This window comes from Blautia caecimuris (genome assembly GCF_024622975.1).
In the GTDB taxonomy this organism is placed as follows: Bacteria; Bacillota; Clostridia; order Lachnospirales; family Lachnospiraceae; genus Blautia_A; species Blautia_A caecimuris.
Genome location: NZ_JANJZT010000022.1, coordinates 19,802 through 36,825, shown reverse-complemented (window position 1 = coordinate 36,825; position 17,024 = coordinate 19,802). Strand labels below are relative to the sequence as shown.

General features: G+C 43.3%; 17 protein-coding genes. 15 read left to right on the top strand and 2 right to left on the bottom strand.

From position 1 onward, the window contains the following. The first annotated feature begins 8 nt into the window (after positions 1–8). The 11 genes from NSA57_RS13610 to NSA57_RS13560 all read left to right on the top strand — a co-directional run bounded on the left by NSA57_RS13610 (position 9) and on the right by NSA57_RS13560 (position 10,405). A complete protein-coding gene (locus NSA57_RS13610; RefSeq protein ID WP_257465099.1) occupies positions 9–1,337 on the top strand; it encodes an alpha-L-fucosidase in 1,329 nt (442 codons plus the stop codon). A 25-nt stretch (positions 1,338–1,362) separates the two neighbouring features. Continuing rightward, a complete protein-coding gene (locus tag NSA57_RS13605) occupies positions 1,363–2,874 on the top strand; it encodes a CoA-acylating methylmalonate-semialdehyde dehydrogenase (protein WP_257465098.1) in 1,512 nt (503 codons plus the stop codon). A gap of 42 nt (positions 2,875–2,916) precedes the next feature. Beyond that, the gene (gene iolC, locus NSA57_RS13600; protein WP_257465097.1) at positions 2,917–3,951 is read left to right on the top strand and encodes a 5-dehydro-2-deoxygluconokinase; all 1,035 of its coding nucleotides are present in this window, start codon (positions 2,917–2,919) and stop codon (positions 3,949–3,951) included. Positions 3,952–3,967: 16 nt separating this feature from the next. Beyond that, positions 3,968–5,899, top strand: coding sequence for a 3D-(3,5/4)-trihydroxycyclohexane-1,2-dione acylhydrolase (decyclizing) (gene iolD / locus NSA57_RS13595; protein ID WP_257465096.1), 1,932 nt, complete (start codon positions 3,968–3,970; stop codon positions 5,897–5,899). Positions 5,900–5,910: 11 nt separating this feature from the next. Further along, on the top strand, positions 5,911–6,699 hold the full coding sequence (locus NSA57_RS13590; RefSeq protein WP_257465095.1) for a 5-deoxy-glucuronate isomerase: 789 nt from the start codon (positions 5,911–5,913) through the stop codon (positions 6,697–6,699). Between the two features lie 33 nt (positions 6,700–6,732). Then, positions 6,733–7,758, top strand: a complete 1,026-nt coding sequence (gene iolG, locus NSA57_RS13585) for an inositol 2-dehydrogenase (protein WP_257465094.1) — start codon at positions 6,733–6,735, stop codon at positions 7,756–7,758. Further along, positions 7,758–8,657 carry a myo-inosose-2 dehydratase gene (gene iolE, locus NSA57_RS13580; protein WP_257465093.1) on the top strand — a complete coding sequence of 300 codons (900 nt, stop codon included), beginning with the start codon at positions 7,758–7,760 and terminating at the stop codon, positions 8,655–8,657. Before iolG ends, iolE begins: the two co-directional genes overlap by 1 nt. 75 nt (positions 8,658–8,732) lie before the next feature. Next, on the top strand, positions 8,733–8,972 hold the full coding sequence (locus NSA57_RS13575; protein ID WP_306814109.1) for an AAA family ATPase: 240 nt from the start codon (positions 8,733–8,735) through the stop codon (positions 8,970–8,972). A 76-nt stretch (positions 8,973–9,048) separates the two neighbouring features. Next, positions 9,049–9,414: a BMC domain-containing protein gene (locus NSA57_RS13570; protein WP_022067886.1), complete on the top strand. Its 366-nt coding sequence runs from the start codon at positions 9,049–9,051 to the stop codon at positions 9,412–9,414. Between the two features lie 11 nt (positions 9,415–9,425). Continuing rightward, a complete protein-coding gene (locus NSA57_RS13565; protein ID WP_147598682.1) occupies positions 9,426–9,854 on the top strand; it encodes a BMC domain-containing protein in 429 nt (142 codons plus the stop codon). Between the two features lie 20 nt (positions 9,855–9,874). Next, positions 9,875–10,405 (top strand): EutP/PduV family microcompartment system protein, encoded by a 531-nt coding sequence (locus NSA57_RS13560; protein ID WP_022067884.1) that lies wholly within the window; start codon positions 9,875–9,877, stop codon positions 10,403–10,405. A gap of 149 nt (positions 10,406–10,554) precedes the next feature. Here the strand turns inward: NSA57_RS13560 and NSA57_RS13555 are convergent, their stop codons facing one another. Both NSA57_RS13555 and NSA57_RS13550 read right to left on the bottom strand, forming a co-directional pair. Continuing rightward, a complete protein-coding gene (locus NSA57_RS13555; protein WP_257465092.1) occupies positions 10,555–12,507 on the bottom strand; it encodes an oleate hydratase in 1,953 nt (650 codons plus the stop codon). 109 nt (positions 12,508–12,616) lie between these two features. Continuing rightward, positions 12,617–13,180 carry a TetR/AcrR family transcriptional regulator gene (locus NSA57_RS13550; RefSeq protein WP_138271458.1) on the bottom strand — a complete coding sequence of 188 codons (564 nt, stop codon included), beginning with the start codon at positions 13,178–13,180 and terminating at the stop codon, positions 12,617–12,619. A gap of 453 nt (positions 13,181–13,633) precedes the next feature. Here NSA57_RS13550 and nagE point away from each other — a divergent pair, with 453 nt between their 5' ends. From nagE to NSA57_RS13530, 4 genes are all read left to right on the top strand, one after another. Further along, positions 13,634–15,100, top strand: coding sequence for an N-acetylglucosamine-specific PTS transporter subunit IIBC (nagE, locus tag NSA57_RS13545; RefSeq protein WP_171026678.1), 1,467 nt, complete (start codon positions 13,634–13,636; stop codon positions 15,098–15,100). Positions 15,101–15,424: 324 nt separating this feature from the next. Further along, positions 15,425–15,910 (top strand): PTS sugar transporter subunit IIA, encoded by a 486-nt coding sequence (locus tag NSA57_RS13540; RefSeq protein ID WP_138271459.1) that lies wholly within the window; start codon positions 15,425–15,427, stop codon positions 15,908–15,910. 271 nt (positions 15,911–16,181) lie between these two features. Further along, a complete protein-coding gene (locus NSA57_RS13535; protein WP_147598679.1) occupies positions 16,182–16,451 on the top strand; it encodes an AtpZ/AtpI family protein in 270 nt (89 codons plus the stop codon). 93 nt (positions 16,452–16,544) lie between these two features. Next, on the top strand, positions 16,545–16,952 hold the full coding sequence (locus NSA57_RS13530) for a hypothetical protein (protein ID WP_022066871.1): 408 nt from the start codon (positions 16,545–16,547) through the stop codon (positions 16,950–16,952). Positions 16,953–17,024: the final 72 nt, after the last annotated feature.

The window sequence follows — 17,024 nt, the reverse complement described above, 5'->3', positions numbered from 1 at the left end:
AGGCTGGCATGAGCAAAAAAAGATTTATTGGAAACTGGGAATCTATAAAAACACATCAGGTTCCGGAATGGTATGATGACTGTAAATTTGGAATTTTTATTCACTGGGGACTTTATTCGGTTCCTGCATATGCCCCCCATACCTGGGAACTGGGCGAGGTGGATTCAAAGGAATGGTTTTTGGATAATCCTTATGCAGAATGGTATTATAATTCACTGAATATCGGAAAAGGGCATACCTATGATCATCATGTGGAAAAGTATGGCAGAGACTTTAAATATGAAGATTTCGCACCTATGTGGAAGGCGGAAAACTGGGATCCTGACAAGTGGGCGAAGCTGTTTAAAAAGTCCGGAGCGCAGTATGTAGTCCTGACAACAAAGCATCATGACGGATTCTGCCTTTATCCAAGTAAGTACACAGATTTTAACTGTGTGAAAATGGGACCGAAAAGAGATATTACAGGTGAATTAACCAATGCTGTGCGGGCTGAAGGAATCCGTATGGGACTTTATTATTCCGGACTGATCGACTGGCAGTATGCCAATGATCCTATTTTTGAAGATGATGATCTTTTTGGAACCTCCAGTCCCACGTTTGAATATGCGGATTATTCTTATAAACAGATGATGGAGCTGGTAGATACATATGAACCCAGTGTGTTCTGGAATGATATCGGATGGCCGAAGCAGAGTGAGGAAATGATGCCGTACTTCCTTGCACATTATTACAATAAAGTTGAGGAAGGTGTTGTAAACGACAGATTTAACGGTCGTTTTCGTGATTTCCTCACAAAGGAATACAAGCAGGGAAAGGTTGATCGAAGCGAAAAGTGGGAAATGTGCCGCGGCATGGGATTATCTTTTGGATATAATGAAAATGAAGGCGATGAACAGATTATACCAGAAAAGGATTTAATCTCACTTCTGGTAGGGACAGTTGCCAATAATGGAAATCTTCTGATTAATGTAGGGCCAAAAGCAGACGGTACGATTCCAAAAGAACAGGAGAAACGTCTTCTGGCTCTGGGAAAATGGCTTGAGACTAACGGAGAGGGAATTTATGGTACGCGATGCAGCAGAAGGGAATCTGTTGTAATGGATAATGATACAGCTGTACATTTTACTGCAAAAGGATCAGATCTTTATGTGTTTGTGGATGGTCTTGAAGAGGGAACAAAAGAGTTTGACATCCCGAATATCTTTGGAGAACTGACCCCACTTAATAAAGAACTGCAGACAGAATCTGAAAAAACGGCATCAGGTACAAGGCTGCATTTAAAGAATTACAGAAAAGATATGTATACTCTTTGTTTTAAAGCAGCAGGACAGGAATAAAGAGCGGTTGAGAAAGGAGAAAGTTATGGGTGAAATAAAAACACTGGGCTACTATGTGAATGGAGAATGGAAAAAATCCTCTACAGAGCACTACACAGACGCTTTTGACCCGAGTACCGGAGAGGTGATCGCAAAGGTTCCCTGTTGTACAGCGGCTGAGGTGGAGGAGGCCATTGCTTCGGCAAAGAAAGCATTTCCTTCCTGGTCTGCAACTCCTGTGAAAAAAAGGGTACAGATTCTTTACAGAGTAAGAGAACTTCTCTATGAGCATATGGAAGAACTTACAATGTCCGTGGCAAAGGAAAACGGAAAAGCCTGGTCAGAGGCAGAAGGAGATGTACTGAAAGCTGTTGAAGGAACCGAGCAGGCGATTTCTGCTCCGTCCCTTATGATGGGAGAAAGCCTTATGGATGCTTCAAAGGGGTTTGATACAGTTTCGTACAGAGAACCGTTAGGTGTGTTTGCCGGCATTGTTCCGTTTAACTTCCCGGCAATGATCCCTATGGGCTGGATGACACCGATCTGTATTGCCTGTGGAAATACGATTGTTATTAAGGCTGCAACTTTTACTCCACAGACCTGTATGAGAATTGCTGATATTTATAAAGAAGCAGGACTTCCGGACGGTGTTATCAATATAGTAACCTGTTCCAGAAATGAGGCGGAAATCTTTTTAAGTCATCCGGATATTAAGGGAATTACCTTTGTAGGATCTACTTCAGTGGGAAAACATATTTATTCACAGGCAGCAGCCAGTGGAAAAAGAGTACAGGCACTTTGCGAGGCAAAAAACCATGCGCTCGTGCTTGAGGATGCGCCTATAGAGCGTACGGCAGCAGGTATTATCAACGCTTCTTTTGGATGTGCAGGAGAGCGCTGTATGGCTCTTCCTGTTGTAGTAGTCCAGGAAAGTATTGCAGATGAACTGGTAGCAGCGATCGTAAAAAAAGCAAAGGAACTTAAAGTGGGTCCTGCTTATGACAAAACAACAGGTCTGGGTCCTGTGGTCAATGCAAAACACAGAGAGTCTGTTGTGAAGTGGATTGAAAAGGGAATTGAAGAGGGTGCCGAAATTGTACTGGACGGCCGAAATGTTACAGTAGAAGGATTTGAAAACGGATTCTACCTCGGACCAACCATACTGGATCATGTAAAACCGGGAATGACAGTAGGTGACAGAGAAATTTTTGGACCTGTTCTCTGTATTAAAAGAGTGAAGAATTTTGAGGAAGGTCTTGCATTAATGAACGCCAATCCCTTTGCAAACGGCTCTGTGATCTTTACTCAGAATGGCCACTATGCAAGAGAATTTGTCCGTTATACAGACGGTGGAATGGTAGGCGTAAATGTTGGTATCCCGGTTCCAATCGGTATGTTCCCGTTCAACGGTCATAAGCAGTCATTTTTTGGCGATCTTCATACTCTTGGCAAAGACGGATATCGCTTTTATACGGAACGCAAGGTTGTAACAACCCGTTGGTTTGACGAAGAGGAGAAAAAAGCCAAAACAGTGTCTACCTGGGACGGAACTATCTGAAATTTCAATTTTTCGGCAAAGCCCGAAACTATGGAGGTATAAATGAACTACATAGAATTTGAACAGAACAGACCTATGGATCTTATCCTGCTTGGAAGGGTTGCCATAGATTTTAATCCGGCCTATAACGATCAGGTAAAAGAGGAATTTAAGCCTTTAAAGAAAGTACATATGTTTGAAAAATATGTGGGAGGCTCCCCTGCAAATATTGCAGTGGGAGTTACCCGACACGGATTAAAGGCAGGTTTTATCGGAAAAGTCTCTGATGATCAGTTCGGAGAATTTGTTGTAGATTACTTTAATGAGCAGGGAATTGATACTTCGCATATTTCTGTATGTACAGGTGGAGAAAAGCTTGGACTGACTTTTACAGAAATGCTGTCTTCCAGTGAAAGCCATATTCTGATGTACAGAAACCGTATTGCGGATCTTCAGCTTCATGTGGATGATATTGACGAGCAATATATCAGAAATGCAAAAGCTGTGTTGATTTCGGGAACAGCCCTCGCAGAAAGTCCGTCCAGAGAAGCGGCATTAAAAACAGTTATGCTGGCAAGAAAAAATAGAACAAAGATAATCTTTGATATTGATTACCGGGAATACAACTGGAAAAATAAAGATGAGATCTCAATTTATTATTCTGCCGTTGCCCGGGAAGCAGATATTATCATGGGTTCAAGGGAAGAGTTTGATCTGACAGAAAGATTGATATGTCCGGGGATGACTGATGAAGAAAGCTCGGTTTACTGGCAGAGCTGTAATGCCAGGATTGTTGTGATCAAGCATGGAATGAAAGGCTCCACAGCCTACACTGCTGATGGAGAGAAATTCAGCATTAAGCCGTTTCCGGTGGAAGCAAGAAAGGGATTTGGCGGTGGAGACGGTTATGGCTCAGGATTTCTTTATGGTTTGTATCAGGGCTGGGATATCATTGACTGTCTGGAATTTGGCTCCGCGGAGGCCTCGATGATGGTACGCAGTAATAACTGTTCGGATTCTCTTCCCGGAACAGAGGAAGTGCTGGAATTTATCAAAAAGGAAAAAGAACAGTTTGGAGAAATGATCGCCAGAGCTTAGCAGAGAGGTGATAAATATGACAGAAACAATCAGAATGACAACAGCGCAGGCAATTGTGCGTTTTCTGGATAATCAGTATATTTCCATGGATGGAGTTGAAACAAAATTTGTAGAAGGTTTTTTTACTATTTTCGGCCATGGGATTGCTGTAGGTCTGGGCGAGGCTTTGGACAGTGATCTGGGAGAACTTAAAGTTTTTCAGGGGCGAAATGAGCAGGGAATGTGCCATTCAGCGATTGCATATGCGAAACAGAATGGACGGAAAAAAATTATCGCCTGTGCATCTTCTGTAGGACCCGGAGCCGCTAATATGGTAACAGCCTGTGCAACGGCTACGGTAAATAATATTCCGCTTCTTGTATTTCCGGCAGATACCTTTGCTTCAAGGCAGCCGGATCCGGTGCTGCAGCAGCTGGAAGTAAGTTCAAGTCTGGCTGTATCAACAAACGATGCGTTTCGTCCTGTATGCAAATACTGGGACAAGATCACCCGACCGGAAATGATAATGACAGCGCTTGTAAATGCTATGCGTGTGCTGACAGATCCGGCTGAAACAGGAGCCTGCTGTATTGGGCTGTGCCAGGATGTGGAAGGAGAAGCTTTTGACTTTCCGGAATATTTTTTCCGGAAAAGAGTACACAGGATCACTCGTCCTATTGCTGTTAAAGAGGAGCTGGAGGATGTTGCATCAGTTCTCCGGGGAGCAGAAAAGCCCTTGTTGATCGTAGGAGGCGGAGTGCGTTTTTCTGAGGCAGGGGAAGTTGTGGAAAAATTCTGTGAGGAGTTTGGTATTCCTTTTGGAGAAACGCAGGGAGGAAAAAGTGCCTGCCGTTCCAGTCATCCATACTGCCTTGGCGGAATCGGGGTAACCGGAACCCTGGCCTCTAATATTATTGCAAAAGATGCAGATGTGGTAATCGCCGTGGGTTCCAGAATGTCTGATTTTACAACCAGTTCCAAGCATTTGTTCCGGAATGAAAAGGTAAGATTTGTATCCGTTAATTACAGTCGTTATCATGCATATAAAATGGATGCGGTAAAAGCAGTTGGAGATGCCCGGGCAACTATGGAAGCTTTAACGGAGATCCTTCGTAGTACAGGTTATCATTCTGCCTATACTGATGAGGTCGTTAAGGCAAAAGAGGAGTGGGATAAGGAACTTGAACGTTTGGGAGGTATTGCGTATACAGGAGAGGATTTTGAGCCTTTGATTCAGGCAAGAGATCCTCGGACGATTCCGGAATTCGTAAGGCTTACGGAGGGCAGGATCACACAGACAGCCGCACTTGCTGTGATAAACAGAACAATTGACAAAGATGCCACGATCATTACAGCTGGAGGCTCTCTTCCAAGCTGTATGCAGAGGATGTGGCGAACAGATAAGAGAGGCGGATATCATGCAGAATACGGTTATTCCTGTATGGGATACGAGGTGGCAGCAACTCTTGGAGTTAAGCTGGCAGAGCCGGAAAATGAAGTGTATTGTGTGGTAGGAGATTCCAGTTTTCAGATGCTTCACAGTGAAATTATGACTATTATGCAGGAAAGACAAAAGGTAAATATCCTGATTTTTGATAACTGTGGATTTGGATGTATCAATAATCTGGAAATGAATCATGGAATTGGAAGTCTTGCTACGGAATTTCGTTATACAGACGGCAAAAAGCCATGTGGAGATCTGATCCCTGTAGATTATGCAAAAATTGGTCAGGGGTATGGACTTCATACCTATACCTGCCGGACTATAGAAGAGCTGGAAGCAGCGCTTGAGGATGCAAAGAAACAGGACAGGGCATGTCTTTTTGACCTGAAGGTAATCCCCAAAACTATGACGGACGGGTATGAAGCATGGTGGAATGTAGGACTTGCAGAGATTTCCGAAAAGGAAAGCGTCAGAGAGGCCTGGGAGAATGTTGAAAAGGGACGTCGGGAATCTAGGGCGTATTAAGGAGACAAAATATGGCAAATGTATTTGGCTGGCCGGATTTTGATGAAAACGGCGAAAAAATCCTTACAACATATGAGAATGAATATAAAGATATGAACATGGATATCCGTGTGTATCAGATGCGTGCAGAGGAAGTGCGGGAATTTAGTTTTGAAGATGAGGAAATGGCAGTACTTCTTCTTCAGGGAAAGGTGATCTTTCGGTGGGATGAAAATCTTCGGGAGGTTTCCAGAAAGGATGTCTTTTCGCAGGGGCCCTGGTGTCTTCATGTCTGTGCAGGACAAAAGATTATGGTGACAGCGGTTGAGAATGCAGAAATTCTGGTTCAGCGTACTTATAATGACAGGCGGTTTGCGGCGAAGCTTTATGATCCGGAGGATGCCCCCTGGAAATATTCCTGCAAAGGAAAATTCGGAAATGTGGCAAATCGCAGGGTCAATACGATTTTTGATCATGATATAGCTCCGTGTTCCAACATGGTTTTGGGCGAGGTTCTGAATGACAGGGGAAACTGGTCGGGATATCTGCCTCACAGACATCCTCAGCCGGAGGTGTATTATTTTAAATTTGACCGTCCGGAAGGCTTTGGAGCAAGCTTTGTGGGAAATGAGGTATTTAAAAGTACAGAGGGCAGTTTTTCTGCGATTCCCGGTGGAGAACTACACCCTCAGGCGGTGGCTCCGGGATTTCAGATGTACACCTGTTGGATGATACGGCATCTTGAAGGAGATCCCTGGCTTCAGACAGACCGGTGCGAGGATGAACGTTATGTATGGATGCATGAAGCAGATTTTTACTGATAAAGAGCAGATTCTGAAAAGGAGAAATATACTATGATAAAGGTTGGAATTATAGGGGCTGGAAGAATCGGAAAAGTACATATTACAAGCATTGCTACAAGAGTGGCGGAAGCTCGGGTGAAGACGGTGGCAGATCCTTTTCTCACTCCGGAAACTGAAGTGTGGGCAAAATCTATGGGAGTGGAACATACAACAAAGGATTATCATGAGATTATGAACGATCCGGAGATTTCTGCAGTTTTGATCTGTTCCTCCACAGATACCCATTCGCAGATTTCACTGGAAGCTATCCGTGCCGGAAAGCATGTGTTCTGCGAAAAACCGGTGGATCATGATGTAAAAAAAATCATGGAAGTTATAAAAGCGCTGGAAGGTACAGGACTAAAGTATCAGGTTGGTTTTAACAGAAGATTTGATCATAACTTTGAGGCTCTTCAGAAGACGGTAGCAGGTGGAAACGTAGGAAAACCGGAAATTATAAAAATCACTTCCCGTGATCCTGAGCCTCCGTCTCCTGAGTATGTAAAGGTTTCTGGCGGAATATTCCTTGATATGACAATTCATGATTTTGATATGGTACGTTTTCTTGCAGGCTGTGATGCAGAAGAGATTTATGTACAGAGTGCGAATTTAGTAGATCCGGCTATTGGTCAGGCAGGAGATGTGGACACTGCTATTGTTACTCTTAAAATGCAGAACGGAGCTCTTGCCGTGATTGATAATTCTCGAAGAGCCGCTTACGGATATGATCAGAGAGCAGAAGTTTTTGGCTCGCTTGGAATGGCATCTGTATCCAATGACAGTCAGTCATCTGTCCAGCTTAGTAATTCGGATGGTGTGACAGAAGAAAAGCCTCTGTTTTTCTTTCTGGAAAGATATATGGATGCTTATGGGAAAGAAATTACAGAATTTATTAATGCTATCGTAAATAACAGGGAAACACCTCTGAATATAGAAGATGGTCTGAAACCAGTGTTGATGGGGCTGGCAGCAAAGAAATCCTGTCAGGAACACAGGCCTGTTTCTATTGCTGAGATCATATCAGAGGAGGGATTGTAATGTTTAACCAAAATAAGGTGAAACTTGGAATTGCTCCTATTGCATGGACCAATGATGATCTTCCGGATCTTGGAGGTGAAAATACTTTCGAACAGTGTGTCAGTGAAATGGCATTAGCAGGTTTTACAGGATCAGAGGTGGGAAATAAATATCCAAAAGATATTGAAATCCTGAAAAAAGCTCTGGAACTCAGAGGTATTGAAATCTGTAATCAATGGTTTTCCTGCTTTTTGCTTACAAAGCCTTTTGAAGAAGTGGAGCAGGAATTCAGAGCGCAGCTTACTTTTTTACAGGATATGGGTGCAAAGATCATAGGTGCTTCTGAGCAGAGCTACAGCGTGCAGGGACAGCAGAATACGCCGGTGTTCGGTCAGAAATATATTATGGACGATTCGGAATGGCAAGTGCTGTGTACAGGCCTTAACCGTCTGGGCAGGATTTCAAAGGAAGATTATGGAATTACACTTACATTCCATCATCATATGGGAACTGTAGTTCAGAATCCGGACGAGGTAAAACGTCTGATGGAAAATACAGATCCTGAATATGTAAGCCTTCTTTTTGACACGGGACATTTTGCTTACTGTGGAGCAGACCCTCTGGAAATGGCCCAAACATATGCAGATCGGATACGTCATGTACATTTGAAGGATATCCGTTCGGAAGTAGTACAGAAAGTGAAGGAAGAAAAACTGAGTTTTCTGGAAGGTGTTCGTTTAGGCGCATTTACAATACCGGGTGATGGAGCTATTGATTTTGACCCTGTATTTAGAGTATTGGAAGCTGCCGGGTACGAAGGATATATGGTAGTAGAGGCAGAGCAGGATCCTGCAAAAGCGAATCCCTTTGAGTATGCATTGAATGCAAGAAAATTTATACGGGAAAAAACCGGATTGTAAAGCCTGCCATAATCCCCTTGATTTTTTACGCCCCCTTTTATATCATAGATGGTATAAAAGGGGGCGGTTATTATTATGAAACTGAATATACCTGTCGGGGTCTCAGACTTTGAAGAACTGAGAAAAAGAGAATACTATTATGTAGATAAAACCGGGCTTATTTTTGAACTTCTTAAAAATTCAGCGGCAAAGGTTACACTTCTGACCCGTCCCAGGCGTTTTGGCAAAACACTTGCCATGAGTATGCTGGAAAGTTTTCTGGATATACGCAGAAACAGCGGTTTTTTAACGGTTTTTCAAAAGAAATCAACTTGACATAAAATTTTGGCGATAGTATGATTTATAAAGAGAAATTGTGTCAGAAACTTTCTGAAAGAGAGGAACAGATAAAATGCCAAACGACCACGGAGAACAGATTAGAATCGTACAGGAAACGGTAGCCGGTAAAGAGATTACTTTTGCTCATGTCATGGGCGGCCCGGCTCCGATCATATATCAGAAGCTTGGTCTGAATCCACAGGTGGATTACAGATCTTCAGCAATTGGAATCATGAATATGACGCCGCCGGAGTCTGCGGTGATTGCTTCTGATATTGCAGTGAAAAGCGGAAACGTGTATCTGGGATTTGCAGACCGTTTTACAGGAACTCTGATTATTACAGGAGAAATTTCAGATGTTATGTCAGCGCTCACAGAGGTGGTGGATTACTTCCGGGATTCACTGGGATATGTAGTCTGTGACATTACAAAGAGATAGGAAGTGCAGTCATGGCTCGTATAAAAAGAGAGGAACTGCTGGAAAAGCTGTTCAGGGATGATTATGAACATCTGAAGGGGAAAAGGCTGCGTCTTACCCGTGTGCGTGTTCCGGGCAAAGAAGTATGTCTGGCCCATGTGATCAGTCCGTCAGAGGCATGTATTTATGAAAATCTGGGACTTCATATTGGTGTTCATGAGGGGGAGGATCACAGAGGAGAAGCTGTGGGAATGATCCGGTTTACTCCCTGGGAGGCCGTAGTTGTCGCTGCGGATGTGGCGATTAAGGCAGCAGACGTTCAGATTGGGTTTATGGACAGGTTTTGCGGTACGCTGATCCTTACCGGAGGGCTCAGCCAGGTTCAGACTGCGGTGGAGGAAGTTGTCAGGTTCTTTGACCAGGTGCTTGGATTTAAAACCTGTGAAGTCCATAAAAGCTGAAAAACAGGATAAGGCATAAAATGAAAAAAATATTTTTAATGGGAAGAAGTGAAGCGGGAAAAACCTCTCTGACACAGGCTCTGAAAGGGGAAAAGCTTCATTACGAAAAAACTCAATACACCAACACAGCGGACAATACCATTGATTCTCCTGGAGAGTATGCGGAGTCCAAGCATTTCAGTGTAGGACTGGCATGTTTTTCCTTTGAGGCGGACGTGGTTGCCATGGTTCAGGCGGCAGACGAGCCTTTCAGTCTTTTTGGCCCGGGGGGCAAAAATTTTATTCTTCGTCCTATGATCGGCGTAATAACCAAGATCCATTCGCCTCATGCCAATATTCCCATGGTTCGTCAATGGCTGGAAAATGTAGGATGTGAGCGCATATTCCTGGTGGATAACGCTACCAGAGAGGGGATAGATGAACTTCTGGAATACCTGAAGGATGATCTTGAGCCTCTGACTCTGGAACAGGCAAAATTCAAGCAGAGTATAGGGCTGAATGAATGGGATCCTCTTCCTGAGGGTGTGGAATATCCGGAGAATATTCGGTGAAAAAATAAAAGCAGTGAGAATCATAAAATAAAAAAATGCCGGGGCGCATGAAATTTCATTCATGCGCCCCAACATTTATTATAGAACCACATTTATTATAGAACCATTTTTATCAGGCTCATGTATTGCAGAAGCCTTTTAGCAGAATGTTACATTCCGTCTTTTAACACATCGTAATCTCTCAGGACCTTTTCGATCACAGTACCCTTAATAAAATGGAGAACAGGTTTTTTCAGTGCATTCAGAGGACCGGGAAGCTGAATCTCCAGAGGAGATTTTCCGTCCATAAGCTTTACGGTACTGCTGAGAAGCTCACGGATATCGTACACGCTTCCCCACACTTCAGGAACACCTCTGTCAACGCCCAGAAGTCCGTACACGGCCTCCATTGCTGTTCTTACAGAATATTCTGTGGTAAATACAGTGTCTCTCGGTGTGTCTGCAAACTGTCCAAGGAAGGCGAAGTTTACGCAGCCGTCAGGAATGACATCCGGTCTGTCTCCTTTTGTTCTCGGCATAAAGAAAGCCGTAATATAGGGCATCATAGTAGGAACGCAGACAGCGCTTTTTTCTGCCAGCTCAGGAATCTGCTCTGTAGGAACACCCAGATGATAGAGCCATTCTTCAGTGATCTCTTTACCTGTACATTCTTTCATCGGTTTTTTTACATAGTCGCCGGGAACGTCCGTAAACAGTCCGTATACCCATACGCAGACCTTATCTGGATCCTGCTCTTTAAACTGTCCCTGACGGTTAATGGTCCAGCTTAACAGCCATTTGGAGTCCTTACAGCTTACGATACCGCCTGTAACAACCTTTCCGGTGCGGGGATCGCGTTTACAGATATTGGTAATATAAGGAATGATTTTTTCATCCAGTGTTGTGATGGTTGCAGATTCCCAGTTGGTTTTGTTAATGTCGGAACAGAATTTTTCCGGATGTCCAAAGCTTGGATCCTGTTTTGCAATATTTTTCCAGAGATTCCAGCAGCCGCTTGTACGGACTTCCGCATCTCCATTAGGCGCATGGTTCTGATCACCGTAGATGGTTCCCTCGGTACAGCTTCCGTTTGTGACAAAAACAAGATCGTTTTCTGTAAGGACAATTCCTTTTTCCACGCCCTTTACCCTGCATTCAATAGCGGAAGCAATTTTCTTTCCGTCTTTAAAGTCAAAAAGTACGTTTGTAACTTCTGTGTTGAACTGGAAATCAACGCCTGCAGCCTCCAGATACTTCTGCATGGGCAGGATCAGAGACTCATACTGGTTGTATTTGGTAAATTTCAGAGCGCTGAAATCAGGAAGCCCTGCAATATGATGGATAAATCGCTGGAAGTAAAGCTTCATTTCCAGCGCGCTGTGCCAGTTCTCAAAGGCAAACATGGTCCTCCAGTACAGCCAGAAGGTTGAATTGAATACCTCATCGTCAAAGACATCTTCAATTTTTTTATCATAAAGATCCTCGTCTTTTGTCATAAAAAGCTTCATGATCTCCATGCAGCCTTTCTGACTTAAATTGAATTTACCGTCGGTATGGGCGTCCTGTCCGCGATTGACTGTGGCGCGGCAAAGGGAATAATTGGGGTCATGCTTATTCAGCCAGTAATACTCATCCAGAACCGATACTCCCGGTGTTTCCAGAGAAGGAATGCTTCGGAAAAGATCCCACAGACATTCAAAATGGTTTTCCATTTCACGTCCGCCTCTCATGATATAGCCGCGGCTGGGATCAAAGATGCCGTCGCAGGCTCCTCCGGCAATATCCATTGCCTCAAGAATATGAATATGAGAGCCGGGCATCTGGCCGTCGCGTACCAGGAAGCAGGCAGCGGCAAGAGAAGCAAGACCGCTTCCTACAATGTAGGCATTTTTATGGTCAACGCCTTCCGGCTTTTCCGGACGGGCAAAGGCTTCGTAGTTTCCGTTGCTGTAATAGATTCCTTTGCTGTTTTTTTCATATTTTCCGCGCTCTGTATTCCGGTAATCGCTATTTGATACCGGAGCAGGAGCTTTGTGCTCTTTTGAGGTTGTTTTTGCCAGCACCGCTGCGGCGCCAGCGCCTGCTGCCAATGCAAGTCCGATCTTCATACCTTTTTTTGCCATTAAAAAAACCACCTTTCTGAAAAACAGATGTACTTTTGTCGTGATATTATAGTATTGCCCTTTTGCATCGGGTTCAATTTACAAAAAAAGAGAAATGATAAAAAGTTTATCATTTCCCCTGATCTGTATAATTATGAATAGAATTTGCAATACAGCCGTGAAGAGTGGTACAGATATTGTCGGTCATTGCCTGATAATCGTCTTTCATTCCCCGGCTGATCCAGTCCAGCAGGATTCCCACAAGGCTGTATTTATAAAAATCGGCAATAAAATTTTTTTGTTCTTCTGTAATGGAAAGCTCCGCGGACTGTTCCTGTACCACACCCATGATCAGATCATGAGTGAGCTTAAAAAGATAATTCTCAATTTTTTCTCTTCCAATGGCATGACAGGCATTCTGCACAAGAGTCTTATTTTCGTAAACAGCCTCAAAAATCTGTACAAGTCCTTCCTGCCAGGTATCATAAGTTTTTTTACCCTGAAGAGCTTTTCTGGATTCCTCCAGACAGGTCCACTCTGCCAGATCATAAATATCCCTGAAATGGTAATAAAAAGTCATGCGGCTGATCCCGCAGTCCGAGGTAAGATCATTGATGGTGATCCGGTCCAGGGATTTTTTCAGCATAAGCCTTTTCAGGGACTCTTTCAGGGCATATTTTGTCATATTCTGCAAAAGATCATCTCCATTTCCGGTTTGTAATAAAAGTCTGAAAATTCTTAAAAATATAATGTTATTATATCTGGTGAAATGCCGGAAATCAAGGGACTTTGTCCTGGCTGTCCCGGTATTTTTATGCCAAAAACTCCACGGGACAGTATTACGTGAACAGGAACCAAAAACATACGAAAATATACCGGGAAGTACTGTCCGGGAACTGATACATGGATTACTTTTAACTAACTGAAGAATATATAAAAAATCTAAAAAAATTATAAACTAATCATAAAAAAACATATTGACTTAGCGAATATTATCTGTTAGAGTAGACACGAATTAACGTGATTGTGAAAAATGTACAAATTTTATTGCGGATGTTCCGGACAACATTGGAAAAATGTCGAAAAAGAGCAGAAAAAGATAAAGTTTGTCATAGGTCACAAGCGAAAAAGAAGGAGGATTTTCATTATGAAATGGCTTCAAAAATTGGGAAAAGCTTTAATGCTTCCAGTTGCATGTCTGCCGATCTGCGGTATCCTTATGGGTATTGGATACCTTCTGTGTCCGGCCACCATGCAGGGGGGGGAGATCACAGGTATCATCCCTACAATCGGTCTGTTCCTTGTTAAGGCAGGCGGAGCACTCATTGATAACATGGCAATTCTGTTTGCAATCGGCGTCGGTGTCGGTATGTCTGACGATCACGATGGTACAGCAGGTCTTGCAGCTCTTGCTTCCTGGCTGATGATGACAACACTTCTCAGTGAAGCAGTTGTTACAATTCTCAGACCTGGCGTTGCTGAAAACGCAACACAGCTTCTGGCTTACCAGAAGATTCAGAACCCGTTTATCGGTATCATTGCCGGTGTGATCGGTTCTACATGCTACAACAGATTCAAGAACACAAAACTTCCGAACTGGCTTGCATTCTTCAGCGGAAAACGCTGCGTAGCCATGGTTGCAGGTGTTGTTTCCATTATCGTTGCAGCTGTCCTTCTGTTTATCTGGCCTCTGATCTTCGGCGGACTGGTAGCATTAGGTAAAGGTATTGCAAACATGGGCGCTGTAGGTGCCGGTATCTACGCATTCCTGAACAGACTTCTGATCCCGACAGGTCTGCATCATGCACTGAACAACGTATTCTGGTTTGATACTATCGGTCTTGGTGATATCACAAACTTCTGGGCTGGCAAAACATCAGCAGATGTTTCCTGGAGCCTTGGTATGTACATGTCCGGATTCTTCCCATGTATGATGTTTGGTATCCCTGGCGCAGCCCTTGCTATGATCCACACAGCAAAAGACAACAAGAAAAAAATCGCTATCGGTCTTGTAGCTTCCGCAGCAGTATGTTCTTTCATCTGCGGTGTTACAGAGCCGTTTGAATTCGCATTTATGTTCCTTGCTCCGGTACTGTATGTAATCTATGCTCTGCTTTATGGTATCTTTACATTTATTACAGTATCTCTTGGATTCCGTGCAGGATTCTCCTTCTCCGCAGGTGCCACAGACCTTCTGTTCTCCGCATCTCTGCCGGCTGCACAGAAAACATGGCTGATCATTCCTCTTGGAATCGCAGCATTTATCGTATTCTACGTAGTATTCCGTTTCGCAATCGTTAAGTTTGATCTTAAAACTCCGGGACGTGAAGACGACGATGAAGATGAGACAAAAGTAGTTCTTGCAAACAACGACTTTACAGCAGTTGCAAAGATCATCCTTGAGGGTGTTGGCGGACCGCAGAACGTGTCCACAATCGACAACTGCATCACAAGACTTCGTCTTGAGATCAAAGACTATACTCAGGTTGATGAGAAAAAGATCAAATCAGCCGGTGTAGCAGGCGTGATCCGTCCGAGCAAAACAAATGTACAGGTTATTGTAGGTACACAGGTTCAGTTCGTAGCGGATGAGTTCAAAAAATTATGTAAATAATATACATAACAGGAGGGAGGGTGCTGCGGCATCCTCCTTTCTGCTGTCAGGGGCAGAGAGAATGGTCTGCTTCTGGTCAAAGTCTGAGTATAAAATATATTTAGGCTTGCAGATTATATTGAAATAAGCTGTAAAGATATGTTAGGATAAGAAAAGTAATAACTGTTTACAGGTAATATTTCTCCGGGTGTTCAGATGTGTTTTCTGCCAAAATCCCGGCACACACGGAACAGAATGCTGTCAGCGGATATAAGCCGGAAGGTATTTGGCAGGATCACCGGAAATGAAGTAGACAGTAGCAAAAAAGAAAGAGAGGATACGATCATGTTTAAAGGATTATTTGGTAAAAAAGAAAAAAACAATAAGCTTTATGCACCGTTAAAGGGCGAGGCAGTGCTTCTGGAAAATATTGAGGATCCGATGTTTGCTCAGAAGATCCTGGGTGACGGAATTGCTATCGAGCCATCTGAAGGAAAGGTATACAGCCCGGCAGACGGAACAGTATCCATGATCGCAGATACAAAACATGCAATCGGCATCAACACACAGGACGGTCTGGAGCTTCTGATCCACATCGGAATGGACACTGTTGCCCTGAAGGGAGAGGGATATACTCCAAAGGTAGAAGCCGGAGCTTCTGTAAAAAAAGGAGATCTTCTGATGGAATTTGATATGGATTTCATTAAAGAAAAAGGCTACAGCTGTGTAACTCCTATGATCGTCACAAACATGGATGATATCAAGGGGGTAACTCCTCATGCGGGAGCTGCAGTACCGGGAGAAACCGTTGTTGTAGAGTACGAAAAATAAGCAAGAGTCTGGATGTTCATAATTTATCATGCAGGAAGAATCCCGGAGAGTCTGTTTATGCAGATTCCCCGGGATTTTTTGAATTTCTTATAGGAAACACTGCAAAAAAACAGCGAAAAGATTGAAATATTTACATATTTTTTAATGAAACAGAACAAAAAAGTCGTTAATATACACAATAAAAAGTTGTATTTTTTATACAATTATGATAAAATATCCACAACACTTACCATTGGAGATGGAGTGATGAGTGTAAGAGGAGAATGCAGTTGTGAAAAATTGGGCTGATATGCTGAAAAATATTACCATGCTCACACAGTTTGGTCTGTCCTTTGTGACTCCTGTATTTTTATGCCTTGCCCTGTGCTGGTGGCTGAACATTCATATGGGAGTTGGGGCATGGGTCTATATTCCGGGGTTCTTTTTCGGCTTGGGAGGTTCGTTCATGGTAGCCTATAAGCTTTATCTGAAGATCATGGAAGAACAGAAAAAGGAAGACAAAAAAAAGCATAAAAAAGTGTCTTTTAACAGACATGTGTAAATACAGAAATTCCGCATACAGGTACGGACGTGAGAGAAAATATGTAATTAACTGAGCTGATAATGTATTTAATAACAGAAGGGAAGATATAATATGTTTGGTGAAATTCAGCCGGCAGTAAAAAAAGAAACAAAAAAAGTGATCATTTATACACTTACAGGAATTGTCCTTATGTGGATCGTATTTGCTGTTCTTCATGGCACGATGCCGGAGAAGGTACCGTTTGATTACACAGTGATCCTCGGAGGCCTGGGAGGCGGAGCAGTGGCTGTTCTGAACTTTTTTCTTATGGGACTTACCGTACAGAAGGCTGCAGCCTGTGAAGACGAGGGATCTGCCCGCATGAGACTGAAAGCCAGCTATTCTCAGAGAATGCTTCTTCAGCTGGGCTGGGGCATAGCCGCTATTATTGCTCCCTGTTTTCAGTTTGCTGCAGGACTTTTACCGCTTCTGTTCCCTTCCATGGGGATCAAGCTGAATGCGATTTTTAAGAAAAAATAGGATGAAATACTGACTGTAAATAACTCGCAGCAGTTTTCCATAGTATTTAAAAATAAAAAGACGGGAGGTGGA